The organism is Halopseudomonas aestusnigri (genome assembly GCF_002197985.1).
Lineage (GTDB): Bacteria > Pseudomonadota > Gammaproteobacteria > Pseudomonadales > Pseudomonadaceae > Halopseudomonas > Halopseudomonas aestusnigri.
In genome coordinates, this window is the sequence record NZ_NBYK01000001.1 from 484,913 (window position 1) to 511,441 (window position 26,529).

At 60.2% G+C, this 26,529-nt stretch carries 24 protein-coding genes; 8 read left to right on the forward strand and 16 right to left on the reverse strand.

The window, feature by feature from the left end:
- Positions 1-5 precede the first annotated feature (5 nt).
- Together B7O88_RS02370 and pomA are read right to left on the reverse strand one after the other, a co-directional pair.
- Positions 6-920 carry a flagellar motor protein MotB gene (locus tag B7O88_RS02370; RefSeq protein WP_088273578.1) on the reverse strand — a complete coding sequence of 305 codons (915 nt, stop codon included), beginning with the start codon at positions 918-920 and terminating at the stop codon, positions 6-8.
- A complete protein-coding gene (gene pomA / locus B7O88_RS02375) occupies positions 920-1,693 on the reverse strand; it encodes a flagellar motor protein PomA (protein ID WP_088273579.1) in 774 nt (257 codons plus the stop codon). Before pomA ends, B7O88_RS02370 begins: the two co-directional genes overlap by 1 nt.
- A 150-nt stretch (positions 1,694-1,843) precedes the next feature.
- Here pomA and B7O88_RS02380 point away from each other — a divergent pair, with 150 nt between their 5' ends.
- Positions 1,844-2,560 carry an SIMPL domain-containing protein gene (locus B7O88_RS02380; RefSeq protein WP_088273580.1) on the forward strand — a complete coding sequence of 239 codons (717 nt, stop codon included), beginning with the start codon at positions 1,844-1,846 and terminating at the stop codon, positions 2,558-2,560.
- A gap of 3 nt (positions 2,561-2,563) precedes the next feature.
- On the opposite strand, the gene B7O88_RS02385 is transcribed toward B7O88_RS02380, so the two are convergent.
- Complete coding sequence (locus B7O88_RS02385; protein ID WP_088273581.1) at positions 2,564-3,343, reverse strand: alpha/beta fold hydrolase; 780 nt, start codon at positions 3,341-3,343, stop codon at positions 2,564-2,566.
- Between the two features lie 110 nt (positions 3,344-3,453).
- Between B7O88_RS02385 and B7O88_RS02390 the strand changes: the two genes are divergently transcribed.
- Complete coding sequence (locus B7O88_RS02390; protein ID WP_088273582.1) at positions 3,454-4,329, forward strand: alpha/beta fold hydrolase; 876 nt, start codon at positions 3,454-3,456, stop codon at positions 4,327-4,329.
- 7 nt (positions 4,330-4,336) lie between these two features.
- Here the strand turns inward: B7O88_RS02390 and B7O88_RS02395 are convergent, their stop codons facing one another.
- The 6 genes from B7O88_RS02395 to B7O88_RS02420 all read right to left on the reverse strand — a co-directional run bounded on the left by B7O88_RS02395 (position 4,337) and on the right by B7O88_RS02420 (position 11,121).
- A complete protein-coding gene (locus B7O88_RS02395; RefSeq protein ID WP_088273583.1) occupies positions 4,337-5,917 on the reverse strand; it encodes a cation:proton antiporter family protein in 1,581 nt (526 codons plus the stop codon).
- A gap of 161 nt (positions 5,918-6,078) precedes the next feature.
- A complete protein-coding gene (locus B7O88_RS02400; RefSeq protein WP_088273584.1) occupies positions 6,079-7,509 on the reverse strand; it encodes an aspartate kinase in 1,431 nt (476 codons plus the stop codon).
- A gap of 316 nt (positions 7,510-7,825) precedes the next feature.
- On the reverse strand, positions 7,826-8,215 hold the full coding sequence (locus B7O88_RS02405) for an ectoine synthase (RefSeq protein WP_088273585.1): 390 nt from the start codon (positions 8,213-8,215) through the stop codon (positions 7,826-7,828).
- 13 nt (positions 8,216-8,228) lie between these two features.
- Positions 8,229-9,515, reverse strand: a complete 1,287-nt coding sequence (gene ectB / locus B7O88_RS02410) for a diaminobutyrate--2-oxoglutarate transaminase (protein WP_088273586.1) — start codon at positions 9,513-9,515, stop codon at positions 8,229-8,231.
- A 14-nt stretch (positions 9,516-9,529) separates the two neighbouring features.
- A complete protein-coding gene (gene ectA / locus B7O88_RS02415) occupies positions 9,530-10,051 on the reverse strand; it encodes a diaminobutyrate acetyltransferase (RefSeq protein ID WP_088273587.1) in 522 nt (173 codons plus the stop codon).
- Positions 10,052-10,350: 299 nt separating this feature from the next.
- Positions 10,351-11,121 carry an SDR family oxidoreductase gene (locus tag B7O88_RS02420; RefSeq protein WP_088273588.1) on the reverse strand — a complete coding sequence of 257 codons (771 nt, stop codon included), beginning with the start codon at positions 11,119-11,121 and terminating at the stop codon, positions 10,351-10,353.
- Between the two features lie 238 nt (positions 11,122-11,359).
- Here B7O88_RS02420 and speA point away from each other — a divergent pair, with 238 nt between their 5' ends.
- On the forward strand, positions 11,360-13,279 hold the full coding sequence (gene speA, locus B7O88_RS02425) for an arginine decarboxylase (RefSeq protein WP_088273589.1): 1,920 nt from the start codon (positions 11,360-11,362) through the stop codon (positions 13,277-13,279).
- A gap of 4 nt (positions 13,280-13,283) precedes the next feature.
- Here speA and B7O88_RS02430 read toward each other — a convergent pair whose 3' ends face one another.
- Genes B7O88_RS02430 through B7O88_RS02440 form a run of 3 tightly spaced genes read right to left on the reverse strand, consistent with a single transcriptional unit; the run spans position 13,284 to position 15,675 of the window.
- Positions 13,284-14,000 carry a hypothetical protein gene (locus B7O88_RS02430; RefSeq protein WP_088273590.1) on the reverse strand — a complete coding sequence of 239 codons (717 nt, stop codon included), beginning with the start codon at positions 13,998-14,000 and terminating at the stop codon, positions 13,284-13,286.
- 11 nt (positions 14,001-14,011) lie between these two features.
- Complete coding sequence (locus B7O88_RS02435; protein WP_088273591.1) at positions 14,012-14,692, reverse strand: SDR family NAD(P)-dependent oxidoreductase; 681 nt, start codon at positions 14,690-14,692, stop codon at positions 14,012-14,014.
- A 14-nt stretch (positions 14,693-14,706) separates the two neighbouring features.
- The gene (locus B7O88_RS02440) at positions 14,707-15,675 is read right to left on the reverse strand and encodes an alpha/beta fold hydrolase (RefSeq protein WP_088273592.1); all 969 of its coding nucleotides are present in this window, start codon (positions 15,673-15,675) and stop codon (positions 14,707-14,709) included.
- 227 nt (positions 15,676-15,902) lie between these two features.
- Between B7O88_RS02440 and B7O88_RS02445 the strand changes: the two genes are divergently transcribed.
- The 3 genes from B7O88_RS02445 to B7O88_RS02455 all read left to right on the forward strand — a co-directional run bounded on the left by B7O88_RS02445 (position 15,903) and on the right by B7O88_RS02455 (position 20,200).
- Positions 15,903-18,782: an HD domain-containing phosphohydrolase gene (locus B7O88_RS02445; protein ID WP_088273593.1), complete on the forward strand. Its 2,880-nt coding sequence runs from the start codon at positions 15,903-15,905 to the stop codon at positions 18,780-18,782.
- Positions 18,783-18,871: 89 nt separating this feature from the next.
- Positions 18,872-19,621, forward strand: a complete 750-nt coding sequence (locus B7O88_RS02450) for a lysophospholipid acyltransferase family protein (protein WP_088273594.1) — start codon at positions 18,872-18,874, stop codon at positions 19,619-19,621.
- A gap of 198 nt (positions 19,622-19,819) precedes the next feature.
- Positions 19,820-20,200 carry a rhodanese-like domain-containing protein gene (locus tag B7O88_RS02455; protein WP_088273595.1) on the forward strand — a complete coding sequence of 127 codons (381 nt, stop codon included), beginning with the start codon at positions 19,820-19,822 and terminating at the stop codon, positions 20,198-20,200.
- Between the two features lie 42 nt (positions 20,201-20,242).
- Here B7O88_RS02455 and B7O88_RS02460 read toward each other — a convergent pair whose 3' ends face one another.
- The 3 genes from B7O88_RS02460 to B7O88_RS02470 form a co-directional block, all read right to left on the reverse strand.
- Entirely contained in the window at positions 20,243-20,698 is a 456-nt protein-coding gene (locus tag B7O88_RS02460) for a hypothetical protein (RefSeq protein WP_088273596.1), read from the reverse strand.
- A gap of 79 nt (positions 20,699-20,777) precedes the next feature.
- Positions 20,778-22,151, reverse strand: coding sequence for a sigma-54-dependent transcriptional regulator (locus tag B7O88_RS02465; RefSeq protein WP_088273597.1), 1,374 nt, complete (start codon positions 22,149-22,151; stop codon positions 20,778-20,780).
- Positions 22,148-23,650: a sensor histidine kinase gene (locus B7O88_RS02470; RefSeq protein ID WP_088273598.1), complete on the reverse strand. Its 1,503-nt coding sequence runs from the start codon at positions 23,648-23,650 to the stop codon at positions 22,148-22,150. Before B7O88_RS02470 ends, B7O88_RS02465 begins: the two co-directional genes overlap by 4 nt.
- A 164-nt stretch (positions 23,651-23,814) precedes the next feature.
- Here B7O88_RS02470 and B7O88_RS02475 point away from each other — a divergent pair, with 164 nt between their 5' ends.
- Entirely contained in the window at positions 23,815-24,204 is a 390-nt protein-coding gene (locus B7O88_RS02475) for a DUF4168 domain-containing protein (RefSeq protein WP_160003126.1), read from the forward strand.
- Between the two features lie 76 nt (positions 24,205-24,280).
- Here the strand turns inward: B7O88_RS02475 and B7O88_RS02480 are convergent, their stop codons facing one another.
- The gene (locus tag B7O88_RS02480; RefSeq protein ID WP_088273600.1) at positions 24,281-25,177 is read right to left on the reverse strand and encodes a LysR substrate-binding domain-containing protein; all 897 of its coding nucleotides are present in this window, start codon (positions 25,175-25,177) and stop codon (positions 24,281-24,283) included.
- A gap of 108 nt (positions 25,178-25,285) precedes the next feature.
- Here B7O88_RS02480 and B7O88_RS02485 point away from each other — a divergent pair, with 108 nt between their 5' ends.
- Positions 25,286-26,398, forward strand: coding sequence for an S-(hydroxymethyl)glutathione dehydrogenase/class III alcohol dehydrogenase (locus B7O88_RS02485; protein WP_088273601.1), 1,113 nt, complete (start codon positions 25,286-25,288; stop codon positions 26,396-26,398).
- The last annotated feature ends 131 nt before the right edge of the window (positions 26,399-26,529 follow it).

Here is a 26,529-nt window from a genome sequence, read left to right on the forward strand (position 1 = left end):
CCAGTTCAGGGCTGGCTGGTCGGCGCCTGATGCAGTTCCAGATCCTGAATCAGGTCGCCAAGATCCTCCTCCATCAGACGGCGCAATTCGGTTTCGTACTCTTCAATCGAACCGGACAGATCAAGAATAATTTCCACCCGGCGATTCAGGGCGCGGGTCTCTGGCCACTCGTTGCTGGCCCGCGGGCGCGTTTCTGCATAGCCTTGCACGCGCATGCGTTCGGGCTTGATCGTCTCGTTGTACAGCAGCGCGTTGGCTACCGAGGATGCACGGGCGGCCGACAGATCCCAGTTGGACTGGAAGCGGCTGGTGTTGATGGGAATGTTATCGGTATGGCCTTCGATGGTGATTTCACCCGGCAGCTCGGCGAGTACCGTAGCGATGCGATCGAGCATGTCCTGGAACTCGGGGGTCATCTCTGCTGAGCCGGAGGGAAATGAACCCTTTTCCTCGACTCGGATGATGATGCGCTTGCGGTCATTTTCCAGTTGCAGGCGACCTTGAGCCAGTTCGTTTTCGAGCACGTCGCGCAGGGCATCCATGCTGGTGTCGATCTGCTCTTTGGTGGTGTCCTGAACCTGCTTCTGGACGTCCGCTTCCAGTTCCTCACGCAGCGTTTCGAGCTTTGGATCCTGTTCGGTCGTCTGCTGGCGTACGCTGTCTACCGGCGTTGGCTCGGGCTTGCCTGGCGAGAACTTGTCAAAGATGGGGCTGGTTCCCATGGGGATCTCCAGCGCCGGTACCTCGCGTTGCACGCCAAAGGCCGCAGACAACTCGCCGGCGATTTGCTTGAACTTCTGCGCGTCGATCTCGGAGAACGACAGCAGCAACACGAAAAAGCACATCAGCAGCGACATCAGGTCGGCAAAGGTCATGACCCAGGCGGGTATGCCCGGGCTGTCGTCTTCCTGCTCTTCCATCAGCCTTCCTTCGCCTCTTCGCCCGTCTTGCCGCGCTTCTCGGCAGGCAGGTAGCTGCTCAGCAGTTGCTCGATAACCCGAGGGTTGGTGCCTTCCTGAATGGCGAGGATGGCATCAATCCAGAGCGATTGCATGCGCGCCTCTTCGGTCATGCGCAGTGCCAGCTTGTCGGCAATGGGCAAACAAACCATGGTGGCCAGCATCGCGCCGTACAGGGTTGTCAGCAGTGCGACCGCCATGGCCGGGCCAATGGATTTGGGGTCTTCCATGTTGGACAGCATTTGCACCAGACCGATCAGCGTGCCGATCATGCCCATGGCCGGGCCGACATCGCCGAGGGCGGAGAAAATTTTGGCCCCCCAGCGGTTGCGCTCCATGGTCAGCACCCGTTCCTTCTCGAGAATGGCTTTCACGGTCTCCTGGGGATGACCATCAATCAGCAGCTGGATGCCGCTGGCGAGGAAAGGGGAGGCGATTTCCTTTTCCTCGAGGGCCAGCAGACCGGACTTGCGGGCGATGGTGGCGAGCTCAACCAGTTCGTTGATGCTGCTCTCGGTATCGGGCAGCTTGAATCGAAAGGCGCGTCCGGCAACTTTTATGGCGCCAATAAATTGACCAACATTGAATTTTGCAAGTACCACAAACAGGCTGCCACCAAATACGATAAGCATCGATGGTACGTTGAAGAACACCTGAGCGCCGGTGCCCAGCAGAATGGATGCGGCGATGATGCCGAGTGCGCCGATCAGGCCAATCAGGGTTGCGAGATCCAACGGGGACTCCTGGGGTTTGTTGCGACGGGAAGCACTTCAATGATCGCCCGCATTAGGGCTGAAGCGGCTATTCTAAGGGGGATGGCCAAGATTGCAAACGCCGATTGAAGTCGGCTTTGTGCCAAATTTACCGGTATTCGGAGAGTTGTCATGGCGGGAGTTGCGCGTGTGTCCTCAGGCTCGGTGTTGGCAGCGGTGCTGCTGGCAGGAGCGCTGGTCTTTATCGGATTTAGTCTGAAAACCGGGTTGCTCGAATTTCGAGGGGCCGACCGGATTGTCAGTGTCAAAGGATTGGCGGAGCGTGAGTTGCCTGCGGACCTGGCTCTCTGGCCGATCAATTTCAGCGTTGCGGGCGACAGCCTTGATCGCCTTCAGGCAGACGTCGAATACCAGCAGGGGCTGGTACGGTCTTTTCTGCTGCTAAAGGGGTTCGAAGAGCAGGACATTCAGTTGTCGATGCCCAAGATAGTCGATCAGCACGCCAACAGTTACGGGGCTAATCTGCCGCCCGAACGCTACCGGGCCGAGGTGACGGTTCTGGTTCGCACGGCGGATGTGAATGGCGTCAAGGCAGGCATGCAAACGGTCGGGGAGCTGGTCAAGTCGGGGGTCGCGCTTACCCAGAGTTATGAATTTCAGCCCACCTTCCTGTTCACCCAGCTGGACTCGATCAAGCCGGACATGATTGCGGACGCCACCCGTGACGCGCGAGCCGCTGCGGATCAGTTTGCCCGCGACTCCGGCACCTCCGTTGGTGCTATCCGGCGCGCCTCCCAAGGCTACTTTTCGATTGATGATGTCGATCCGTTTACTCCGGAGATCAAGCGAATTCGAGTGGTGACCAATATCGATTACAGCCTGGAGTAGCGCCTAACCTGCTGTGTGCCGGCGGACAAACTCGCTGATCTGCAGCGGCCAGCGCTGCAGGTCGCTGGCGCTGTCAATGATGTGCAACTCCGCTACGGGCAGTGCTTCAGCCAGGAGCTCCGCGCTTTGCACAGGATGAATCGGATCATTGCGCCAGCCCAGAATCAGTGTTGGAACCTTCAGCTGTTGCAGTGTGCTGCTGTCTGGCAGGTCGCAGGCGCAGGCCGCCTCGAGGATGGCGGTCAGTGTTGGTGCGTGCATCGTGCTGAGCGCCTGTTGTGACGCGGTGGCGTGTTCCGGATGGGCTTGCAGCAGCCAGTCAGGCAGGGCGGGGTTTTGCATTGTCAGGTTGACCAGACTGGTCAGGCCGCGTTGCTCGATGATACGTTGCATCTGCCGATAGCGGCGTACCTGCTTGGGGCGTGTCTGCCAGGCGGTTGGCGGGGTGGCCAGAATGAGGCAGGAGGTCAGCTCGGGGGCTGTCAGGGCTGCGAGCAGTGCGCTGGCCGCGCCCATCGAGTGGCCGCCCAGTGCGCGCGGCAACGCCGTGTGCGCGCTGGCAATGGCGAGCAAGTCGTCAGCCTGTGCACTCCACAGGTAGGCGGCGCTGTCTGTGCCTCCCGGTGAGTGCCCATGCCCGCGTGCATCGTAGCGTACTCGACATACCCCATCCTCTGCGGCGGGATGAAACCAGCCGGTGCGAGTCTCAAAGTCCATGGAGTGCATCAAGCCATGTGCCCAGACCAGAACGGGTCCCGAGCCGGATACTGTCGTGTTGAACATGCAGGTGTCATCATCAAGGCCGAATTGCCAGATTAACAGACGGGTATGCCGCTGACAGCCGCAAACTGCCGAATTAGACTGGCTGACTTATTTTTCCGGGGGGCGTGTTAATGGATTTGGTGGCCTGGGCACATCGAGGTAGTGCCGGTTTTACCCTGCGAGGCTGGCACAGTCGGCCGAGTGGCAAACCCGTGCTGCATTTTCTGCATGGCAACGGTTTTTGCACCCGAACCTATGAGCCTATGCTGGGATTGCTGGCCGAGCAGTTCGATCTGTGGCTGTGTGACCTGCAGGGACACGGGCAGAGCGATCACGGCGGGCGCTTTGTTGGCTGGAATCGCAACGCCGAGCTGGCTGCCGAGGCTTTCAGCATGCAGGGGGCCCTGTTTGAAGATGTGCCGCGCATGGCCTGTGGTCATAGCTTTGGTGGAGTGTTGACGGCGTTGATGATGGCCCGCCAGCCGACCCTGTTCGAGCGTGCGGTGCTGCTTGATCCGGTGTTCTTTCCGCCGGGCTTGATTGCCCTGCGCCGTGGGCTGGCACTCGTTGGCCTGGATGACCACTCGGTAGCCAAGCGGGCTGCAGCGCGCAGGGACTATTGGCCAGATCGTACCGCCGCGCATGCGGGGTTGCACAATCGCGGCATGTTCAAGGGCTGGGATGAAACGGCTTTTGAGGCGCACATCGCGCACGCTCTGCGGGATCGGGAGACTGGCGGTGTCGAGTTGTGCTGCAAGCCGGAAAGAGAGGCAGAGGTCTTTCGCAGTATGCCATCGGCGCTGTGGTCGTCATTAAGACGGCTGACGACGCCAACGGAGATTATCTTCGGCGATCGAACCTATCCGTTTGTGATTCGTTCCGCCCGCCGTTTGGCGGCCAGTAACCGTCATGTTCGCGCGCACCAGACTGCAGGTGGTCACTGTTTCATGCTTGAGCACCCGGCCGCGGCGGCCGCGGCCGTGCGCAAATTCCTGCTGGAAGGCTGATTCCGGTTCAGGTGCTGCTGGCGTTTTCGGCCAGTAGCGCGCTGCGCTCCTGGATGCTGCGGGCAACATGCTCTGCCAGGCCCGTGCCGGCCTCACTCATGGTCAGGTAGGTATGGTCCGCGCCAGCCTGAATGATCCGGCGGGCGATGTCCTCGTACATGGCATGGGATACGATCAGTCCGTCGAAGCCCCGTGCCCGCAGTTTTTGGGTTGCGATGGTCTTGGCTTCGGCGTCGTTCATCGCGAGGATGACCGAGTGAATGTTGGGCATGTTCAGATTCTGCCAGAACACCGGGTCCTCCGCGTCTGCGAACAGCGCGCTGCGCCCTGCCTGAAGGCTGGTATCCACAGCGACCGGGTCTGAATCCAGACCAATGATGCGATAGCCTTTTTCGGCCAGGTTGTCGTAGGCGGCTCGACCGGTGCGACCCAGGCCCATGACCAGTACCTGCGCGTCCCCCAGAGTGATTGGCTGCTCGTCCGGGTGGCGGATGTCGCGCTCGAATCGCCGCAGCGAGGGGCCGATGCGCTCGTATATCGAATGTGCAACGCGGTTCAGTGGTGCCGATATGATGAACGAAAACGACACTGTCAGCGCCAGTGGCACAAGCCAGGCGGGTAGCACCAGACTGGCCATGATCAGACCGAATTCGCTGTAGTTGGTCAGCGTCAGGCTGCTCAGGAAGGCGCTGCGCGCACGCAGTTTGAAGCCGACAAACAGCAGGAAGAATAGCCCGGCTTTCAATGGCAGCAGCAATGCCATCACCAGTGCAAAGACGACCGCGTGCTGGTCAGGCAGGCCGCCGAGCCCAATCTGCAGGAAGAAGCCGACCAGAAACACTTCCTTGAGGCTCCACAGTGATTGCGACAGTTCGCCGGCGCGTTTGTGATTGGCCAGCATTGCACCAAAGGCCAATGCGCCCAGTTCCGAGCTCAGCCCCAGCGCTTCAAAACCGACGCCGCCGACTACCAGGGCCAGCAGCAGGCCGAGCAGAACCATCAGCTCCTCGCGGCCGCTCAGGTCCAGCAGCTTAAACAGCAGTGGCCGGCACAGCGGCAGGATCAGGACCATCAGCGCCCAGCTTGACGGAGTCTTGCCGCTGGCCACGCTGATGGCTACCAGCGCGATGAGATCCTGCATGATCAGCACGCCGATCGCTACCCGGCCATGAAATGCACGCAGCTCGCGTTTGCTTTCCAGTACCTTTGCAGCCAGTACCGTGCTGGAAAACGACAGCGCCATGGCCAGCAGGATGGCCTCGCCCGCCGGCATATCCAGGACGTACATGAAGGCTGGCAAAAACAGCGCGCTGGAAATACCGAAATGCAGCAGGCTGCCGCCAACCACCTCCGGACGTACCAGATTCTTTACCTTGAGCTTGAGGCCGACGGTGAAGAGCAGCAGCAATACGCCGAGGTGGGCGATGTGATTGAGCACATAGCTGTCTTCCGGGCCCACACCAACACGTTCCCCCAGCGCCGAGAGCGCAAAACCGGCTCCCAGGTAGCCGATCAGGGGAGGGAGGCCGGCCTGCTTCAACAGCAGGCCCAGGCCAAAAGCAAAGGCAATCCAGACTGCTTCAATCACAACCGCGTTCCATTATCCGTGTGTGGGGCCAATCATGGCCGCTCACGGCAGCCTCGTCTGCGCAGACTATATCGAACTTGGCGCGGTTTTGCCGAGTGCAGTGGCCAAAACGACGAACCCGGCCGGAGCCGGGTTCGTGCAATGCCTTGCCGCTTTTGGCGTCAGGCAGCGACGATGACGTCGCCGTGATTTTCCGGCTCGATCAGCGCCCGGTGGAGGGCTGCGATGGCAGCGTCGTAGTCCTCTTCCTGCACGACGCACTGCATCTCGACCTGACGGATCGACTGGTGAACCGCCTGGATGCTGATGCCGGCTTCGGCCAGCGCCGCTACGGTCTTGGCCAGGATGCCCTTGACCTTGAGGTCGGAGCCGATCGCCGAGACGATGGCGATGTTGTGCACGTTGACCTCGGCCATCGGATAACGCTCCTCGATCAGGCGTGAGGCGCGGTTGATCATCTTGCGTGATGCTGAAACGTAGTAGGTAATGCTGTTGGCGTCGGAGTCCTTGTTGACCACGTACAGCTTCAACTGCTTGAGCAGGCGGGTGATTTCCAGGTCGTATTCGACGTCGCCGAGCATTTCCTGATCAAACACCTCAATGCCGAAGACATCCTTGCGGCCGGCGATGATCTCGACACAGGGTTTTTCGCTGCAGTAATCCTGGCTGATCAGTGTGCCCTGGTGTTCCGGCTCGAAGGCATTCTTGATGCGCAGGTGAATACCAGCACGGCGCAAGGTGCGCGCGGCCTTCGGGTGAATCGCCTCCATGCCCAGGTTGGACAGTTGATCCGCTACGTCATAGTTGGTCCGGCCGATGGTTACGACCTTGTCCACGCCAACCAGAGCCGGGTCGGCGCTGGAAAGATGGTATTCCTTGTGGATGATCGCTTCACTGGCGCCGGTAGCTGCGGCAATCTGGGCGAAGGTGATCTCGCTGTAGCCGCGGTCGAAGGTGTTCATCAGGCCTTCGCTGCAATGGGTGTAGCCGGTTGCAACAACCAGTTCACTGTTGAAGTCGATCCCGGCGAAGCTGTCACGGACCATATCCTGAAAGGCCTTGGGTTCGCGCTGGTTCCAACCGGTCAGGTCGGCCAGGCGAGCATTGATGCCGTGCTTCTTCAGCGCCAGAACAGTATTGAAGGCGCTGTGTGCCTCGCCCAGTGAGGCGAGCATTTCGCGTACCTTCATCAGATGTTCGGTCAGCTGGAAGTGGCCGTAGGAGCACAGCTGCTGCAGGCTGACCATGCAGTCGCGAACGTCGCTGATGCGGCCTTCGATGAAGCGGTTGGCAGCCTGCAACTCGTACTCGCCCTTGAACAGCTCGGCGTTCTTGGCGGTCATTGCTTGCTGGACGTTGTCCAGGGCTTCCAGCCAGGCGTCTTCGTTGTGGGCGTCGGCGAAGCGCTCGTAGACACCTGGCTCGCCGGTCTTCTTGTGTTCGAGCAGCATGTTGGTCATGCCCGAATAGGCAGAGACCACAAAAATGCGCTGGTACAGCTCAGCACCCTGACGTTGGCCAATGAAAATGTTCTGCAGTACTTCCTCGAAGCGGCTCATTGAAGTGCCGCCGATCTTCTCTACTGTATGCATGGTCCTGGTTTCTGTCGTTGGTGAATGCTGGCCTGCCATCGGCAGGTCGGAGCCTCATGCTCCGCCGCGTGTACCGGTCTGTTGCTGCCCCTTGGGCGCAGCCGGCAGATTATCCACATCAAGCTGGCGTCGGAATAGATGTCTGAGTGCATCTATTTGTTGCATCAGACGCGCGGTCTGTGGGACGCGGTCACTATTGCCGTGCACCGCTGCCGGAGTCGCCATCCATCTCGGCGCTACTCCGGCCGGCATGATCTTCAATTCGGCTCTGCCATCTGGGCAGGGCGCTTGGATCATGCCCGTGGGCGGGTGCGACTCAATCCATGTCGACGGGGTAGACGCCGTCCTTGTCATGAACTTCCTTGCCGCTGAGCGGCGGGTTGAAGACGCACGCCATTTTCATGTCCTCGGTGCCACCACGCAGCATGTGCTCGTCGTGCTTGTCGAGGATGTAGAGCGTGCCCGGTCGGATCTGGTAGACCTTGCCGTCGGACAGGGTCTCGATCTCGCCGTTGCCACTCATGCAGTAGACCGACTCCAAATGGTTCTTGTAATGGATGTGGGTCTCTTTGTTGGCATAAATGGTGGTGATGTGGAACGAGAACCCCATGTTGTCGTCCTTGAGCAGCATCCGGGTGCTCTCCCAGGTCTCGGTGGCGACACGGCGCTCGGAGTTTTCACAGTCTTGCAGTGTACGTACGATCATGGATTCGGGTTCCTTACGAAGCTTGGTTGGCTACCTGCTCTGCCATGACTTTGGCAAAGGCGGCATCAAGAATTTTCAGTGCCTTGTCGATCTGCTCTTCGCTGATGGTCAGCGGGCACAGGCACTTGACGACCTGGCTGTGGTTGCCGCTGGTTTCGATTACCAGGCCGTTGGCGAAGGCTTCCTGGCAGATGGCGGCAGCGATATCGCCGTCCGGGCAGTTGATGCCGAGCATCATGCCGCGACCCTTGATGTAGAGAGAGTCGGGGCCGTGTTTGCGGACGATTTTCTGCATGCCTTCACGGATGTGCTGGCCCTTGGCCTGGACGCTCTTGGCGAAGCTGTCGTCCGACCAGAAATGCTCGATGGCAGTGGCTGCGGTAACAAACGCGTGGTTGTTGCCGCGGAAAGTGCCGTTGTGTTCGCCCGGTTTCCACTGATCAAGCTCGTTGCGCATGACGACGATGGCAAATGGCAGACCGAAACCGCTGAGCGACTTGGACAGGGTGATGATGTCTGGCTTGATGCCCATCTCTTCAAAGCTGAAGAAGGTGCCGGTTCGACCGCAGCCGGCCTGAATGTCATCAACAATCAGCAGCATGTCGTGCTTGCGGCACAGCTTTTCCAGTTTGCGCATCCAGTCGGCCGATGCGGTATTCAGGCCGCCTTCGCCCTGAACCACCTCAACAATTACTGCGGCCGGCTTGTCGATACCGCTGCTCGGGTCGCTGAGCATCTTGTCCATCATGGAGATGGTGTTGACCTTGTCACCGAAGTAGTTGGCGTAGGGCATGCGGCTGACGTCAGTCAGCGGTACGCCAGCAGCGCCGCGGTGATGGCCGTTACCGGTGGCAGCCAGTGCACCGATGGTGCAACCGTGGAAGCCATTGGTAAAGCTGATGATATTGCTGCGGCCGGTTACCTTGCGAGCCAACTTCAGGGCTGCTTCAACGGCGTTGGCGCCGGTCGGTCCGCTGAACTGAACCTTGTACTTGTCCAGGCCGCGCGGCTGCAGAATTACCCGGTTGAAGGTTTCCAGAAAGCGTTCCTTGGCATCGGAATACATGTCCAGTCCGTGTGTCAGACCGTCATCTTCCAGATACTGGATCAGGGCCTTCTTCAGGACCGGATTGTTGTGGCCGTAGTTCAGCGTGCCAGCACCGGCGAGGAAGTCGATGTAGTGCTTGCCTTCACGGGTGATCAGCTCCGCGCCGCGGGCCTGCTTGAAAATCACCGGGAACGAGCGGCAGTAGCTGCGAATATCCGATTCGTTTTTCTCGAACTGTTCAAAGGTATTCATGAACTCTCCTGGTCTCAGTGCTGAGCGTCGTTGGGTGCTGATTGGGTAAAGGGGCCGGCGCGATAAATGACTTCATCATCGTGCTCGCCGTTGAAATGGGTCTGGCGCGAGAACAGCACTTCGGTGCTGTAGTCGGCGCCGAGCAGGCGAAACGCCTTCTTGAACAGGGCTTCGGATGCCGCGTTGCCGGGGGAGATGGTGGTCTCCAGGCGGCTGACGCCGGTCGGGCGCAGGCGCTCGACAAGCGCCAGCAGCATCTTCAGGGCCAGGCCTTGGCCGCGCATGCGGCGGTCTACCGCAACCTGCCAAACAAACAGCGTGTCCGGGCGTGCCGGCGGGCGATAGCCGGAAATGAAGCCGACCAGATCACCGTCTGCCGTTTCGGCTGCGATGGCGGTATCAGCGAAGTCGTGACACTGCAGCAGGTTGCAGTACACCGAGTTGGTGTCCAGCGGCTTGCAGCGCTCGACCAGGCTGTTAAGGGCATAGCCATCCGTGCTTTCAGGCTTTCGTAGTGTTACGGGTGTAAGGTCCAAAACGGGTTCCTAATGCTTATGCATAAATGCTTTTTTAATAATAAACATATCCAAAAAATTATCTCAACCGGCTGTAAGTGCTGATTTTTATGGGATTTGCTCGCATGCCATATATTTATAGCTGTTAAATAGATCTGTAATGAAAGTGTTTTTTAGTATAAAGATTTTGCCGGAAAGCCAGCTGCGGCAAGGCCTGCGCCCGGATTCGCGCATCGGGCATCGGTAAGAAGGGGAAGGGCGTCGCGGGAGGGAGCGCACCCGCTCGTCAGAGCGGGTGACAAAAGCAGTACGTCAGGGCGTTACAGGGTGAAGCCGCCATCGATGGGGATGATGTTGCCGGTCATATAGGCTCCACCAGTTCCGGCGAGCATGATCGCAAGGGCGGACATCTCCTCTTCGCGTCCCCAGCGCTTCATTGGGATGTGTTTGCAATCCTCGGCCATGGCGTCGGGATCGGAGTGAATGTGGCTGGTCATCTTGCTCGGGAACCGGCCCGGCGCAATGACGTTGACGTTGATATGTTCGCTCACCAGTTCTCGGGCCAGGTTGCGTGACAGTTGATGCACTGCCGCCTTGCTCGGGCCGTAGGAGTAGGCCTGTTCGCCGAACGAGCTGATGCCGGCAACCGAGCCGATGTTGATGATGCGGGCCGGGTTCTCGGCGCTGGCGGAGCTGCGCAGCAGCGGCAGCAGTTGCTGGATACAGCTGAACACCGAAATCACGTTCAGTTGCATGACCTTTTCCCAGCCCGATACCGGGAACTCCTCCAGCGGGGCACCCCAACTGGTGCCGGCATTGTTGACCAGAATGTCCAGTCGGTCGGTGATTGCCTGCACGTCTTCGGCCAGCTGGCGGGCGCCCTGCTCGGTGGAGAGGTCTGCAGCCAGAGCGATGCACTCGCCGTATTGGCTCAGTTGCTCGGCGGTTTGCTGGCCCTCGGCAATCTTGCGGCAGCAGATGATGACCCGGGCGCCTGCTTCGAGATAGCCCTGGGCGATCATGCGGCCAATGCCGCGGCTGCCGCCGGTAACCAGCGCGGTACGGCCGGTCAGACTGAAATAGTGCTGCATAGGGGGTGCTCCTCGAGGTAAGTAAATCGGAGGTTGTTGTGTCGATTCTTACGGTAAACCAGCGTTCAGCAGCCACCCTAGGGTTATCCAGTGCGCAAATGCTCTGTTATGGCCGGCGGATGACTGTCGCTGCGAGTCATCCGCTTTTCGCTTATCCTGTGACGCATGGACCTGCGGAACTGTCGTCATTATCGGCGTTCACAATGGCGAGCCAGTGACTGAGTAAAGTGAGGAAGCGATGGGACCTGTTCGACGTTCGCGCAAAGAAGATGCATCTGCCTGGACCGTGGCCGACAGCCGCAGTGTTTACGGCATTCGGCACTGGGGTGCCGGGTATTTCAACGTTAATGAACAGGGTCATGTTGAGGTCATGCCACGTGGTCCGGAAGGCACGGGTATTGACCTGCATGAGCTGGTTGGTCAGCTGCGCGAAAGCGGGCTGGACCTGCCCCTGCTGGTGCGTTTCCCGGACATTCTGCAGGCACGGGTACGGCAGTTGACCGGTGCCTTTGATCGCAATATCGAGTCGCTGGGCTACGGCAGCGGCTATACCGCGCTGTATCCGATCAAGGTCAACCAGCAGGAAGCCGTAGTCGAGAACATCATCGCCACCGAGAACGTCTCGATCGGCCTGGAAGCCGGTTCCAAACCGGAGTTGATGGCAGTGCTGGCGCTGGCGCCCAAGGGCGGCACCATCGTCTGCAATGGGTACAAGGATCGCGAGTTTATCCATCTGGCGCTGATCGGCCAGAAGCTGGGTCACAAGGTGTTCATCGTTATCGAGAAGGAGTCCGAGGTCCGGCTGGTGATCGAGGAAGCCGAAAAGCTCGGGGTGACGCCGAACATTGGGTTGCGCGTGCGCCTGTCATCGCTGGCGTCCAGCAAGTGGGCCGACACCGGCGGGGAGAAATCCAAGTTTGGGCTGTCGGCAGCGCAACTGCTGCGGGTGGTAGAGGCGTTCCGCGCGGCCAATTTGCAGGATGGGGTTCGCCTGCTGCATTTTCACATGGGGTCGCAGATTGCCAATCTGGCCGACTACCAGCATGGCTTCCGTGAGGCCATTCGTTATTTCGGCGAGCTGCGTGCGTTGGGTCTGCCGGTCGATCATATCGACGTTGGTGGTGGGCTGGGGGTCGACTACGACGGCACCCATTCGCGCAATGCCAGCTCGATCAACTACGACGTCAACGAGTATGCCCAGACCGTCGTCGGCATGCTGCGCGACTTCTGCGATGAGCAGGGCCTGTCGCACCCGCATATCTTTTCCGAAAGCGGCCGGGCGATGACCGCGCACCATGCGGTGCTGATCGTGCAGGTAACCGATGTTGAGCGTTACAACGACGTCATGCCCCAGATTGATGATCTGGAGGCGTTGCCGCTGGTGGTGCGCAATCTGGTCAGGCTGCAGGACCAGCACGATGTCGAGATGGTGACCGAGACCTACTGGCGGGCCACCCACTATATGGCGGATGTAGCGGCGCAGTACGCTGAGGGCAAGCTGACGCTGTCGGAGAAAGCGCTGGCCGAGCAGTGCTACTACGCGTTGTGCAATCGTCTGCATACCCTGCTGAAGGCGCGCCAGCGCTCGCATCGTCAGGTGCTGGACGAGTTGAACGACAAGATGGCCGACAAGTACATCTGCAACTTCTCGGTGTTCCAGAGCCTGCCCGATACCTGGGCGATTGATCAGGTACTGCCGATCATGCCGCTGGATCGCCTAGAGGAGGAGCCGCTGCGCAGGGCGGTGCTGCAGGATCTGACCTGTGACTCCGACGGCAAGATCCGCCATTACGTGGATGAACAGAGCATTGAAAATAGTCTGCCGGTGCACGATCTGCGCGAGGGTGAGGACTATCTGCTGGGTATCTTCCTGGTCGGCGCCTATCAGGAGATTCTGGGTGACATGCACAACCTGTTCGGCGATACCGACTCGGTTAACGTATACCTGCGCCCGGACGGCAAGGTGGTGCACGGTGGTATCGAAACCCACGATACCATCGAAGACATGTTGCGCTACGTGCACTTTGCCCCGGACGAACTGGTGACGCTGTATCGCGACAAGGTCTCCGGCGCCCGCCTGAGTCCGGCCGAGCGCACGCGCTTTGTGGATGCGCTGCGGCTCGGCCTGACGCGGTCGTCCTACCTGAGCGCTGAGTAAGGCGTCAGGCGGCCTGTTTCTGCAAGCTGATCCAGGTCGCTTCGGCCCAGCCTACGGGTTGGCCAGCGGCGTCGTAGAGGGCCGTGCCGGCCTGATGCTTGCGTCCGTCGTGGGCAATGGCCCAGCCGGCTACCACAAGTTGCTCTCCTACCTTGATCGGTCGCTCAAGATGCGCCGCGAAGCGGCCAAGCAGGGCGGTACCTGCATGCTCTCTGACCGCGAAGTATCCTGGGCAGTCCAGAGCTGCCCAGATGAACTCCGGCGCCACGGTACCGTCTCCCGCATCCAGTGTGCTGTCGGGCGTCCAGGGGCAGGCCACGGTGCTGTCGCGGCCGGTCACTGGACCGGTATGCAATAGTAGGCCGTCGTGCTCGCAGCGGTTGGTGCCGCAAACAAAGCAGCCGGGCAGCCCGTGCTCCTCATAGCCGCTGAACCGTGGCCGCGCCGCTTCGGCGTCGGCCAGGCTGATCGCAGCAGGCGGCGTCAGCTGAAGCTGGTAGGGTCTGGCGCTGCCGAGCAGGGTGTCGCCCTGCAGCAGGCGAGCACCGTCGCTGTCGCGAACAATCTGCAGTTCGGTATCCAGCGGCGGCGGTGCGTGCAGGGTGACCTGGCAGGGCTCGGCCATGGCGTTGGCCAACAGGCCGCAGACATAGCCGCCGTTGCCGCTATTTGGCGGCCCGCAGAAGCGCTTGCGAATGATGGTCGGGATGGTGCTTTGCATGAACATTTTCCTTAATGGCTCCAGCCGCCGCAGACCGGAAACACCTGGCCAACAAAGCAGTTGGCGGCGTCGGAGCATAGGTAGGCGGCAAAGTGGGCGTCTTCTTCTGCCGACACCAGACGGCCGAGCGGGACTTCCCGTTGCAGTCGGGCCTGGAAGGCCGGGTTGGCCTGGATCTCGGCGGGGAAATAGGTCGGGTTGTCGACGAAATTCTGCGCGATGGCATTGACCTGAATGCCCTTGGCGGCGACCTCGGCGCCCACCGCCTGGACCCAGGCCAGTTGCGCGCCGCGGGCGGCGCTGTAGCTGGAGGCGCGCTTCATGCCGCGCAGGGCCGAGGCGCTGCCCATCAGCAGAATCTTGCCGTGGCCGCGCTCAGTCATCGCAGGCAGAACCGCACGGGCGAAGCGCGGCAGCGGATCGACCATGTGGCGAAACAGCAGGCCCCATTCCTCGTCTGCTACCTGATCGGCAGGTGTGCTCGGTGCAGGAACGCCGAGGTTGAGCAGCAGCACGTCGAACTCGCCGGCTTCGGCAATCAGCTTCTGCGGCGCCTTCGGGTCCAGAAAATCGCGTGTGTCGGCGATAATCTCAGCACCGCAGCTCTCCAGCGTACGCTGCAGCGCCGGCCCCATGAAATCGCTGGCCTGGGTCAGCAGGATGCGCTTATTGCTAAGGTCGCAAAGGCTCATTGTGTGTCTCCCTGTCAGGTTGCGGGGAAGTGGTGTTCCAGGAAGGGCAGCAGGAAGCTGTTTACCTCGTCTGGCTTCTCGGCCTGAATCCAGTGGCCGCAGTCGGCAATGACGTGTTGCTCAACCTTCGGCACCACGCCCGGCATTTTCTTGATGGTATAGGCTTCAAGGATACCGACCGGGTCGCGGTCACCAATCAGGAACAACGCCGGTTGTTCGATCTGACGGCCTGCCAGCTGCTCGGTGCGCTCCCAGTTGCGCTCAAAGTTGCGATACCAGTTGACCGGGCCGCGGAAGCCGCTTTGTTCAAAGGTTTTGACGTAGACCTCGAAGGCCTCTTCCGAGCACCACGCAGGGGGCTTTCCCGGATCACTGTAGTCGTCCAGCCAGGCCGCGTCGGCTGGCTTGTCCTGCACCAGGGCGCCACCCTCCTGGCTGTCCAGGCCGTGCATCATCAGACGCATGGTGCGCGGAATGTCAGACGCCAGCTCGGCCTCGGCAAGACCTGGCTTCTGGAAGTAGAGAATGTAATGGAAGCGGTCCTTGTAGGCCTCGCGCATCATGTTGATGGCCGGCTGCCTGGGCCGCCCGCCGAAGGGGACCGACATGCCGCAGACCGCCTTGACACGCGCTGGCTCCAGCAGCGCCAGGTGCCAGGCGACCGGTGCGCCCCAGTCATGCCCGATCATGGCCACCTGCTGATGGCCAAAATGGTTCATTGCGCCCTGGATATCGGCGCACAGGGTGATCAGATCGTAGGCCTCGACCGCTTCCGGTGCTTCGGTTGCGCCATAACCGCGCATCTCGGGAGCAAAGACGCGGTAGCCTTGCGCCGCGAGTGCTGCGATTTGATGGCGCCAGGAGTACCAGCATTCGGGGAAACCGTGCAGCAGCCAGACCGGCTTGCCGCTTTCTGGGCCGGCGATATGCACGCTAAGCCTTATGCCGTTGACCTTGATCAGCTGTTGATGTGTCTGCTGCATACTGCTCTCCAAAGAATCATAAGCCGACACTATGGCAAATCGATGCCGTGATGGCGCGATTGTCGCATGCGTATTCACCAGCCGAAGTGACGAATATCCGTACGATGCATGATTGACAATGTCTGTTGCCGAGAGGTCTGAATAGTCGCAGCGGTTTGGTTTCGCTGAGCTATGCTCAGCCTATTATTGCAACAGCATGCAGTCCATTCAGGGAGCAAGGGCGGCAGATGAAGAAGACACGTCCATGGATAACGCTTCAGGGACTTATTGCGGTCTCCATTGTTGTCTGCCTGCTCGCCATGTTGGTGGTCACGGCGTTTCAGGGGTACCGGGGGGCTAGAGCCGTGCTGGTAGCAGCGGCGTCCGATTCGGCTAACCAGGTTGGCTCGCTGCTGGACGAACGCGCCGAGAGGTTGCTCTCGCCCGGCGAAAACGCTCTGCGAATGCTGGTGCACGATCCGTTGGTGAGCGCCGACAACCTTTCCGATCGGGTCGGCAGGTTGCCGGCGCTGGTTCAACTGGTGCGTGATGGGAGCCCCGTAAGTGCTGTCTATGCCGGCTATCCCGATGGGGAGTTCTTTCTGGTTCGCCGGGTACCGGAGGGCGGGATAGACGGATACCAGTTGCCCGCAGGTACGCATTTTCTGGTGCAATCTATCGAGCGTGACAGTGACGGAATGCGCGGCAGGTGGCTGTTTTTCGATCTGTCGCTGCATCAGATTGGCAGTAGGCCGGTACCCGAATACCGCTTCGACCCTCGGACCCGGCCCTGGTATCAGATGGCGCAGCAGTCTGACGACGTTGTTCTGACAGAACCCTATCTGTTCTTTACCACCCATCAGGTTGGGCTGACGATGGCGCAGCGCAGCATGCTTACAGCTGCGGTCATCGGGCTGGATGCGGCGGTGGATGATCTTGCGGTTGAGGTCAAGGATATGCACCTGACGCCGGGGACCGAGATGGCCATCGTGCGCGGCGAACGCGTTGTTGCCTACCCTGACCTGGAACGGCTGATTGTGCTTGAGGGGGCAGATGCGCCCCGGCTGGCGACGCTTGAGGAGCTGCAGGTGCCGGTGCTCAGCGAGCTGGCAGCCATGCGGACGGGCTTCTCGCAAGTGCAGCTGTTGTCGCGGGATGACGGTGACTGGTACGTGATCAGCCTGCCGCTGACCCGTCTCGCCGAAGACCTGGGGCGGGTGTTGATCGCCATTCCCGCCAGTGAGTTGCTGTCCGGTGTTATTTCTATCCTGAAGCAGCAGGCGGTGCTGGCGCTGCTGATGATGTTGCTTCTGGTCATGATCGGCTGGGCGCTGGGGCAGCGTCTGGGCGGACCTTTAAAGGCGCTGGCTGACCAGGTTGGCAAACTGGCGGACATGGACTTCAGTCAGAGCATCAGAGTGCGCTCGCGTATCCGTGAAGTGAGCGATCTGGGTGGGGTGCTGGGGCGCATGGCTGGTGCGATTCACCACTTTCAGCAGATATCGCTGGCCCTGAGTCGTGAAACACGACTGGAGCGCATGCTGGATGTGGTGCTGGAGAATCTTATCGAGATGGCCAAGGGGCGCGGTGGTGCCGTGTTTCTGTTCGAGGAGGACAGTGGCGAGTTGATACTGGCCAGCGGCATCAACAGTGAGTATTACCCGCAGTCGCTGAAACTGGATGAGGCGCTGCGGTCTGACCCCGCCCGCGTACTGTCGACCCGTCTTGATCGTGAGCATCGCTATCTGACCCTGGCGCTGCGTGATCGCCAGGAGGTGCTGCTGGGGGTGTTGGTACTGGAGGTGTCTCCCGCTTTGCCGGCGGCGGCCGTGAAGAGTCTTCGGCAGTTCCTGGACAGCTTGTCCGGGACGCTGGCCGTAGCGATTGAAACGCGCCAGTTGTTTGAGGGTCAGCAGCACCTTCTGGAGTCGATCATCCGCCTGCTGGCTACGGCGATTGACGCCAAGTCTCCCTACACTGGCGGGCACTGTGACCGGGTTCCACAGCTGGCGGAAATGCTGATCAATCGCGCGCTTGGGGCCGATAACGGATCGCTTGCGGGCTTCTCGATGGACGCAGAGGAGTTCTATGCGTTTCGTATCGCCGCCTGGCTGCATGACTGCGGCAAGATCACCAGTCCGGAATATGTTGTCGACAAGGCAACCAAGCTGGAAACGCTCTACAACCGAATTCATGAACTTCGAACCCGCTTCGAGGTGCTATGGCGTGACGCCGAAATTCGCTACTGGCAAGGGCGTGTCGGCGGCCGTGATGAGCACGAATTGGCGATCGAGCTGGCGCAAACCCATGAACGGCTGCAGGCAGAGTTTGCCGAGGTCGCCAGGGCCAATGTTGGTGGCGAGTTCATGCAAGAGGATGACATAGAACGGCTGGGCAGGATTGCCGAGCAGACCTGGACCAGGCACTTCGATGACCGGTTGGGTCTGTCCCATGAGGAGTTGAAGCGACTCGAGGGCGTGCCTGCGCCAGCACTGCCGGTAGTGGAGCACCTCATCAGCGACAAGCCCGAGCACAAGGTGCCTTGGGGCGACCGGAAGCCGCCGGTGGCCAAGGATGATCCGCGTAACAGATGGGGTTTTGATATGGACCCGCCCGAGTACAGCTTCGACCTCGGAGAACTCTACAACTTGTCGATCCAGCGCGGCACCCTGACCGCCGAGGAGCGCTTCAAGATCAATGACCATATTGTGCAGACGCTGATGATGCTCAGTACCTTACCGTTCCCGCGGCATCTGAGAAGCGTGCCGGAGTTGGCCGCGACACACCATGAGCGGCTGGATGGCGCCGGGTATCCGCGCAGGCTCGGCGAAGATCAGCTTTCAGTGCAGGATCGGGTGCTGGCCATTGCCGATATTTTTGAGGCGCTTACAGCGGGCGATCGTCCCTACAAGCCGGCCAAGACTCTGTCTGAAGCCGTCAGAATCATGCTGTTCATGGCGAAGGACCGGCATATTGATGCGGTCCTGCTGGCATTGTTTTTGCGCACCGGTGTGCACGAACAGTACGCGCAGCTGTTTCTGCACGATGCGCAGCGTGATCAGGTCGACGTGGCGGGTTGTCTCGCCCAGTTGCGTGACTGGGGGTTGATTGATGGGCGGGACTGTTAGCCGATGCTTGACCACCGATAATGCAGTTGTGGCACTCTGTGCGACCTGATCGCGTCCGCCGCTCGCGGCGTCATAACTAGAGAGTTGTCATGCTGAGTCTGTCGCCCGTTGCTGAATCTGCCACTCTGCTGCGCCGCGTTGGTGTGGTGGTCGGCTCCGTGCTGGTTACCCTGGGATATTGTCTGGATGTGCTGTGGCGAGCGGCCTTTCGTCGTCTGGATCGCGCCCGCGTTGATCGGTATACGCGGGGCTGGGCCAGCAAGCTGCTGCGTCTGGTTCGGTTGCAGGTGACCGTGTTTGGCAAGGCGCCGGACTTCTCCGACGGCCGCCGTTATATGGTGCTCTGCACCCACGCCAGCCACTACGATATTCCGGTCAGCTTTGTTGCCCTGCCTGGCTCCATTCGCATGCTGGCCAAGGCCGAGCTGTACCGTATTCCGGTTCTCGGGGTGACCATGCGACTGGCGGAGTTTCCCTCGATCAATCGCCACAATCGGGAGCGGGCGCTCGCCGATCTGTCACGCGCGCGGCAGATGATGGAGTCGGGCATTGTGCTGTGGGCCGCGCCTGAGGGTACACGCTCGCGTACCGCCGAGCTGTTGCCCTTCAAGAAAGGCTGCTTTCACCTCGCGCTGGATACCGACGCGATCATCGTTCCGGTCGCCATCCGTGGCATTCACAACGTGCTGCCCGCGCGCAGTTGGCGTTTCAACCTCGGGCAGCAGGTCTCGGTACACATTGGTGAGCCGCTGGACGCCAGCAGCTATGATCGTGAGCAGTTACCTGAGCTGATGGCGGAGACACGCAAGCGTATCGCCGGGTTGCTTGGTCAAGGATAGCGCGGGTTTTCAGACAGTTTCTCAGGCCGGTCTGTGGCGGCGAACTTCTTATTTCTTTTTGTGCTATGCATAGAATGAAAATAAAGTTTATATTTTTCTTAATTGTTTGTCGCAGGGGCCTGGCGTGCGGCTACCCGCTGTTGCCGGTGCGGTCTCTGCGGGCTTGAGTCTGCCATGTTCAACCTACTGGAGTGACCTATGAAAACAGCCCATGACCTGGTAGCCGCCGCCAAGGCGCATATCAAAGAGGTTGACCTGACGGAAGCGGATGCCGCCATTCAGGCTGCTGATGTGCTGATCGACGTGCGCGAGGCGGACGAGTTTCAGGCTGGCCATATTCCAGGCGCAATCAATATTCCCCGTGGGTTGCTGGAATTTCGGCTCAGTAATGATCCTGTGCTGTCGTCCCGCGATCAGAAGCTGGTGCTCTACTGCAAGAACAGTGGCCGCTCGGCGCTTGCCGCCAGCGCCTTGCAGGAGATGGGCTACCTGGAAGTCCTGTCGATTCTGGGTGGCTTTGATGCCTGGGCAGCGGCAAACAAGCCGGTGGCCGGTGCGGCATTGCCTCCATTTGAATAACGCTTTGGTGGTGCCGGCCCAGCGCTGCGATATTGTTGGTCTCTAGCCCTGATCCTCAAGCGCCAAGTGAAACTGGGCACCTTCGGCCTCAAGCGGCGTTAGCAGGGTCGTGCAGTAGCCCAGTTCATCGAGCAGGTCGCGCACCTTGGCGCTGTTCAGGCCACTGTGCGGGGTTTTGCGCAGGTGCTGCTCCAGCGCCTCCAGCGTACTCATGCCTGCGGCAACCGGTTGCCAGCTCACGTCTTCTATGCCCCACACTTGACCGGTTGCTGGATCAACGTCCGGCAACGCTTCTGTGCGCCCTTCTTCACCAAGCATGGCAACGGCGGCCTGCAGCTCAAGCGCGGTGGTATCGACGAACTGGCTCAGTTCGGTGACACCTAGCGTACGGCACAGGCCATCGAGCAGTTTCAATTCGTTGCGCAGGGTGCAAAGAAGACGGTCTCCCTGCTGGAACTGATGGTCCAGCAGGGCATTCAGCCGCAGGGCGCTTGCCACATTGTGCTCCTGAGTTGAGCGGTTATTGGGGATTCGGGCCTACTGTAACCCAGAGCGCGGCCGTCCTGCACGGCTGCGCTCATTCTATCCAGCGGTAGAGGGTGCGCCGGGTGATGCCAAGAATGTCGGCTGCGCGACGCTTGTTGCCACCGGTCGCGCTGAGCACTTGGTGGATGTATTGCCGTTGTATCGTCTCCAGGCTGGGGAGCTGGTCCAGTGCTTCGCCGGTGAGGTTGTCGAGCATCGGTACCGCTGGTGCGCAGGGGGAGTGTGGTTTGTTCTGCTGCAGGCGCTCCGGCAGATTGACGAGCTCGATCAGGTTGCCGGCACAGAAGGTAGCCGCGCGTTCGACTGCATTCTCCAGCTCGCGCACATTACCTGGGAACGGATGGCGCTGCAGCGCTGCTCGAGCGTCGTCGCTGAAGCCTTTGATCAGACGTTGTTGTCTGGCATTGAATCGGGCCAGGAAGAAGTCGGCCAGCGCGTGAATATCTTCGATACGTTCACGCAAGGGCGGAACTTGCAGGGTGAATGTTTCTAGCCGGTAGAACAGGTCTTCGCGGAAGCTGCCGTCGGCAACGCAGTCGGTCAACTGGCGATTGGTTGCGGCGATTACACGCACATTCAACTGGATTTCGTGGTCGCTACCCACCGGGCGCACCTTGCCATCCTGCAGGGCGCGCAATAGCTTGGCCTGCAGGGCGAGCGGCATTTCTCCTATCTCGTCAAGCAGCAGGGTGCCGCCGTCGGCCTGCTGGAACAAGCCGGCGCGTGCTTTACGTGCCCCTGTGTAGGCTCCGGCGGCGTGGCCAAAGAACTCGCTCTCCATTAGCTCGCCTGGGATGCCGCCGCAATTGACAACCATATAAGGTGCGCTGGCACGGGCGCTTTGCTCATGCACTGCGCGAGCGACCAGCTCCTTGCCGGTACCGCTCTCACCTTGGATTAGAATCGGGCCATCGGCGTCGGCTACCTGGCGAATATCCTGAAAAAGCCTGCGCATGACGCTGCTCTGGCCGATGATCCCGTGGAATTGCTCAAGGGCCATGATTGAGCGGTAGCGCTGCACTTCGCGGCGCAGGCGGCGATTTTCCAGCAGCCGATTGGCTGTCAGCAAAAAATGATCCATTTCCAGGGGTTTGGTAAGGAAGTCGTCTGCCCCCTCCTGCAGCGCCTGCACAGCCTGCTGAACGGAACCGAAAGCGGTGATGATAAGAATTGCCGGAGTGGGGCTTGCGCGTTGGGCGACAGGGAGCAGACTGAGGCCATCGGCACCTGGCAGACGCAGATCGCTGATCAGCAGGTCGATATCGCCCTGCTCAAGCGGGGCGTGAGCGGCTTCGGCGCTGGGGCACGCGGTGACGCGGTAGCCTTCGGCCTCCAGCTCCTCTTGCAGTAGTTCACGTAGCCCCGGGTCGTCCTCGATCAGTAGCAGGTGTTCGGTGTGACTCATGCGGCTCTCTCTCTGTTGGTCGGTAGCAGCAGGGTGGCTCGGCAGCCGCCAAGGTCGCTGCTGCCCAGGTGCAGCGTGCCGTTATGTTCTTCGACGATGGTATCGACGATTGCCAGCCCCAGTCCGGTGCCCTCGCCAGGCGGCTTGGTCGTGAAGAACGGTTCCAGCAGTTGCGCATGCGTCGCCTCGGGCAGGCCCGGGCCGTCGTCTTCGATGTCGATGCGCAGGTAATCCTGTTGCTGACTTACCGTTACCCTAAGACATGACTGGCTCGCCTGTAGCGCGTTGCGCAGCAGGTTGAGCAGGGCGAGCTCAAGCCGTGCCGGGTCGACAGTGATGTTGGGCAGGCGGGCTGAGGCAAGAGGCAGTACCTCCAGGTGGCGTCCAGCATCGTCCAGCTCTGGCGTTATGGCCGCGGTGGCACTGTCCAGGATCTGCCGTAAAGAGGTAACGCGCGGTTGCACTGCGCTCGGCCTGCTGTAGTCGAGCAGTTGGCGAACAGTGCGGGTCAGTCGCGCAACCTGGGCGCGAATGGCTCTGAGTTCGCGCGTCTGGGGGGCGCTTGTATCGGTGTTTAGCTGCAGGCGGCGAGCGCGGCCATCAATGACGCTCAGCGGGGCGCCAAGTTCATGGGCGACGCCTCGGGCCATACCGCCGATGGCGGCCATCTTTTCCTGGTCCTTGAGCTGCGCGAGCAGGCGGGTTTCCGCCAGACGGTGCTGATCAAGCTGCTGCTGCGCCTGCTCGATACTGTCTAGCATCTGGTTCAAGCCGCGAGCCAGGGAGGCGACCTCGGTTGGACCTTCCAGCGCCGCCCGGTGAGCGTGATGACCCTCCGCCACATGCCGCATATGCTCCAGCAGATGGTCCACGTGGCGCCCGACGCCGCCGTAGTGGCCGAGCATGACCGCGCAGATAATGCCAATAGCCAGTACCGCCCAGGCTAGCCAAGCGATGATCTCCAGTTGATCCAGCGCCCGCCCGAAGTCGCTGGCGCGCCGGCTGATCTGAATCAACCCCTGAATATTGCCGCCAGCATCAAACAACGGCATGAAGTGGGAGAACAGGTTGCGCCCGTCTACTCGACTGAACCCCTGTTGGGCTTGGCCGGTGGAGACGATCAGGTCAGGAATGGTGGTGCGCGACAGGTCGCTTTCGGTGGTTCCTGCTGCGCTGAGACGTACGCCATTCACATCGAACACCGACGCGCCGTAGACCTCGCCGATGATGAAGACCGAGCTCAATGCCGCTTCGATCGCTTGCTGATCACCCTCGCGCAGTGCATTGCCAATAGGGATGCTGATGGCTCGGCCAATCAGTTCAAGGTCATCTTTAAGGCGTTGTTGTTGAAACTGGCTTGCCTGCTCCAGACCGAAGCGGATGCCGAGCGCCGTGAGCAGCAGCAGGGGCAGCACTACAAACAGCAGGACGGTGCGTTGCAGGCCACTGATGCCTGTCCGGGCGAGCGGGTCATATTTGAACGGATATTTTTTGCTCATGTTTAAAAAGGATACGTTTTGGTGGGTGATAGTTCCGGATCCGGTGTGGTCTTATTTGTTCGATTTTTATTTTTATTTATATAAATCATGTGGTTATGTTTTTTTTGGATTCTTGGCACGGTCTCTGCTGTGTGACTGGTGAACTTCAAAGAAGGAGAAGCACCATGATGAATCTGAAAAAACTGACCGCTGCTCTGTGTGTTGTGACCCTGAGTGCGGGTGCTCCGTTCGCTATTGCGCAAACCGCGGGTGGAGCCGCTGGCCAGCAATATGGCGAACCGTCCGCGGCTGCGGCAGCTGCGCCCGTGTCTGAATCCGATCTGGAAAAGTTCGTCAGCGCAGAAGAGAAGGTCAACGAGATTCGCCAGGAGCTGACCGACGAACTGAGGGCGGCCAGTGATCAGGAACAGGCGCAGCAATTGCAGTTTGATGCCCAGCAGGAAATGGTTGAGGCGGTTGAGAGCTCCGGTATTGAGGTTGCGCGCTACAATGAAATCGCCTCGCGCATGCAGACCGATACCGAGTTGCGCGAGCGTGCGCAGCAGCTCAACTGAGTTGATTGACTCATGGAAAAGGGGCTTCGGCCCCTTTTTCTTGGGGCCGTAGAGAAGGCGCTTTGTCCGGCAGTGGTTAACTGCTGTGCTGGTATTCTGGCCGTCGGGCAAGGCCTTGTTTGAGGTGGTCGACCAGTTGCCGAACCTTGGGGGAAAGATGCCGTTGCTGCGGATACAGTGCCCAGACTGCAGTGTGTGGCGGTTGGTGCTGAGGCAGCAGGGCACGCAGGGAGCCGCTGCGCAGGTGCTCCTGCACGTAATAGTCGGGCAGCTGACACAGACCAAAACCGCGCAGGGCTGCATCCAGCACCGCCTGACCGCTGTTGCAGCGCCAGTTGCCCTGCACGCGCACAGGCAGTTCGCGACCGCGCTGTTGAAACGACCAGACGTCGCTGCTGCCGATCAGACAGTTGTGGCGCGGCAGTTCCGACAGGCTGTGCGGTGCGCCAAAACGTTCCAGATAGGACGGTGCTGCGCACAGGTACATATGCCGCGGCGCAATACGTGTGGCGATCAGGCTTGAGTCCTGCAGCCGGCCCAAACGAATGGCCAGGTCATAGCTGCCGTGCAGCAGATCCAGGGTCTGGTTGGTCAGCGTCATCTCGACCCGCAGCTGCGGGTGCTGCTGCATGAAGTCATTGACCAGCGGCATGATGAAACTCTCCCCATAGGCCACCGCGCAGGTCATGCGCAGCAACCCTTTGGGCTCGCTGCCCAGGTCGGTGATGGCCTGCAGGGCTTCGTCTCGGGCGTCGATCAGCCGCTGGCAGTGTTGCAGAAAGGTCTGGCCCGCTTCGGTCAGGCTGACGCGGCGGGTGCTGCGATAGAACAGGCGGCTCTGCAGGCGGTCTTCCAGTCTGGCAATCTGGCGGCTGACATGGGATGAGGAAACACCCAGGCGAGCGGCAGCGTCAGTGAAGTGTCCAGTCTCGGCTACGGCGACAAATTCGTCGATACCTTCCCAGTTGCTCATGGATTATCCCTGTGGGGCAATAATGTTTTTTCTGGCGGGTGATTATCCACGAAACAGCTCTCTACTACACTTGCCAGCCTGTACTTCCGTCATCCAATGGAGAATCCCATGATCAAGTCCCGCGCCGCTGTGGCCTTTGCACCGAATGAACCCCTGCAGATTGTTGAAGTCGACGTTGCGCCGCCGCAGGCTGGCGAGGTGCTGATTCGCATCGTCGCTTCCGGTGTCTGCCATACCGATGCCTATACCTTGTCCGGTCAAGACAGCGAAGGCGTGTTTCCCTGCATTCTCGGTCACGAGGGCGGCGGTGTGGTCGAAGCGGTCGGAGAGGGCGTGACGTCGGTGAAGGTCGGCGATCACGTGATTCCGCTGTATACCGCCGAATGCCGCGAGTGCAAATTCTGCAAGTCCGGCAAGACCAACCTGTGCAGCTCGGTGCGCACCACCCAAGGCAAGGGCCTGATGCCAGACGGCACCAGCCGCTTCAGCTACAACGGCGAGCCGGTCTACCACTACATGGGCTGCTCCACGTTCTCCGAGTACACCGTACTGCCGGAAGTCTCGGTTGCCGTGATTCCCAAGGAAGCACCGCTGGAAAAGGTCTGCCTGCTGGGCTGTGGCGTCACCACCGGTATCGGCGCAGTACTGAATACTGCCAAGGTGGAGGCCGGTTCAACAGTTGCCATCTTCGGTCTGGGCGGTATCGGTCTGGCCGCCATCATCGGCGCCAAGATGGCCGGTGCCAGCCGCATCATCGGTATCGATATCAACCCGGCCAAGGAAGGTATTGCCCGTGAGCTGGGCATGCATGAGTTTGTCAATCCGAAGGATCACGACAAGCCGATTCAGGAAGTGATCGTGGACATGACCGACGGCGGCGTGGATTACAGTTTCGAGTGCATCGGCAACGTTCAACTGATGCGCGCCGCGCTGGAGTGCTGCCACAAGGGCTGGGGCGAATCCACCATCATCGGCGTCGCACCGGCCGGTGCCGAGATCAGCACCCGCCCGTTCCAGCTGGTCACCGGTCGCGTCTGGCGCGGCAGCGCTTTTGGTGGCGTGAAAGGCCGTACCGAACTGCCGAGCTACGTCGAGAAATCCCAGAAAGGTGAAATCCCGCTGGACAGCTTCATCACCCACACCATGGGCCTGGAGCAGATCAACGAGGCCTTTGAACTGATGCACGAAGGCAAGAGCATTCGTACCGTCATTCATTTTTGAGGCAGCCGCAAGCTTCAAGCCTCAAGCTTCAAGCAAAACCATGTGGTATCGAATTGCGCGGATTTTCTTGAAGCAACGAATGGCAGATAAGCGTGTGGAAAACACTTGACGGTCCGACCGCCGAGCTAATT

What these genes read in the sequence shown, in the direction of transcription:
- B7O88_RS02370 (WP_088273578.1), bottom strand. Translation starts at nt 920, where the DNA reads ATGGAAGAGCAGGAAGACGACAGCCCGGGCATACCCGCCTGGGTCATG.
- B7O88_RS02380 (WP_088273580.1), top strand. Translation starts at nt 1,844, where the DNA reads ATGGCGGGAGTTGCGCGTGTGTCCTCAGGCTCGGTGTTGGCAGCGGTG.
- B7O88_RS02385 (WP_088273581.1), bottom strand. Translation starts at nt 3,343, where the DNA reads ATGTTCAACACGACAGTATCCGGCTCGGGACCCGTTCTGGTCTGGGCA.
- B7O88_RS02390 (WP_088273582.1), top strand. Translation starts at nt 3,454, where the DNA reads ATGGATTTGGTGGCCTGGGCACATCGAGGTAGTGCCGGTTTTACCCTG.
- B7O88_RS02400 (WP_088273584.1), bottom strand. Translation starts at nt 7,509, where the DNA reads ATGCATACAGTAGAGAAGATCGGCGGCACTTCAATGAGCCGCTTCGAG.
- B7O88_RS02405 (WP_088273585.1), bottom strand. Translation starts at nt 8,215, where the DNA reads ATGATCGTACGTACACTGCAAGACTGTGAAAACTCCGAGCGCCGTGTC.
- ectB (WP_088273586.1), bottom strand. Translation starts at nt 9,515, where the DNA reads ATGAATACCTTTGAACAGTTCGAGAAAAACGAATCGGATATTCGCAGC.
- B7O88_RS02420 (WP_088273588.1), bottom strand. Translation starts at nt 11,121, where the DNA reads ATGCAGCACTATTTCAGTCTGACCGGCCGTACCGCGCTGGTTACCGGC.
- speA (WP_088273589.1), top strand. Translation starts at nt 11,360, where the DNA reads ATGGGACCTGTTCGACGTTCGCGCAAAGAAGATGCATCTGCCTGGACC.
- B7O88_RS02430 (WP_088273590.1), bottom strand. Translation starts at nt 14,000, where the DNA reads ATGCAAAGCACCATCCCGACCATCATTCGCAAGCGCTTCTGCGGGCCG.
- B7O88_RS02435 (WP_088273591.1), bottom strand. Translation starts at nt 14,692, where the DNA reads ATGAGCCTTTGCGACCTTAGCAATAAGCGCATCCTGCTGACCCAGGCC.
- B7O88_RS02440 (WP_088273592.1), bottom strand. Translation starts at nt 15,675, where the DNA reads ATGCAGCAGACACATCAACAGCTGATCAAGGTCAACGGCATAAGGCTT.
- B7O88_RS02445 (WP_088273593.1), top strand. Translation starts at nt 15,903, where the DNA reads ATGAAGAAGACACGTCCATGGATAACGCTTCAGGGACTTATTGCGGTC.
- B7O88_RS02450 (WP_088273594.1), top strand. Translation starts at nt 18,872, where the DNA reads ATGCTGAGTCTGTCGCCCGTTGCTGAATCTGCCACTCTGCTGCGCCGC.
- B7O88_RS02455 (WP_088273595.1), top strand. Translation starts at nt 19,820, where the DNA reads ATGAAAACAGCCCATGACCTGGTAGCCGCCGCCAAGGCGCATATCAAA.
- B7O88_RS02465 (WP_088273597.1), bottom strand. Translation starts at nt 22,151, where the DNA reads ATGAGTCACACCGAACACCTGCTACTGATCGAGGACGACCCGGGGCTA.
- B7O88_RS02470 (WP_088273598.1), bottom strand. Translation starts at nt 23,650, where the DNA reads ATGAGCAAAAAATATCCGTTCAAATATGACCCGCTCGCCCGGACAGGC.
- B7O88_RS02475 (WP_160003126.1), top strand. Translation starts at nt 23,815, where the DNA reads ATGATGAATCTGAAAAAACTGACCGCTGCTCTGTGTGTTGTGACCCTG.
- B7O88_RS02480 (WP_088273600.1), bottom strand. Translation starts at nt 25,177, where the DNA reads ATGAGCAACTGGGAAGGTATCGACGAATTTGTCGCCGTAGCCGAGACT.
- B7O88_RS02485 (WP_088273601.1), top strand. Translation starts at nt 25,286, where the DNA reads ATGATCAAGTCCCGCGCCGCTGTGGCCTTTGCACCGAATGAACCCCTG.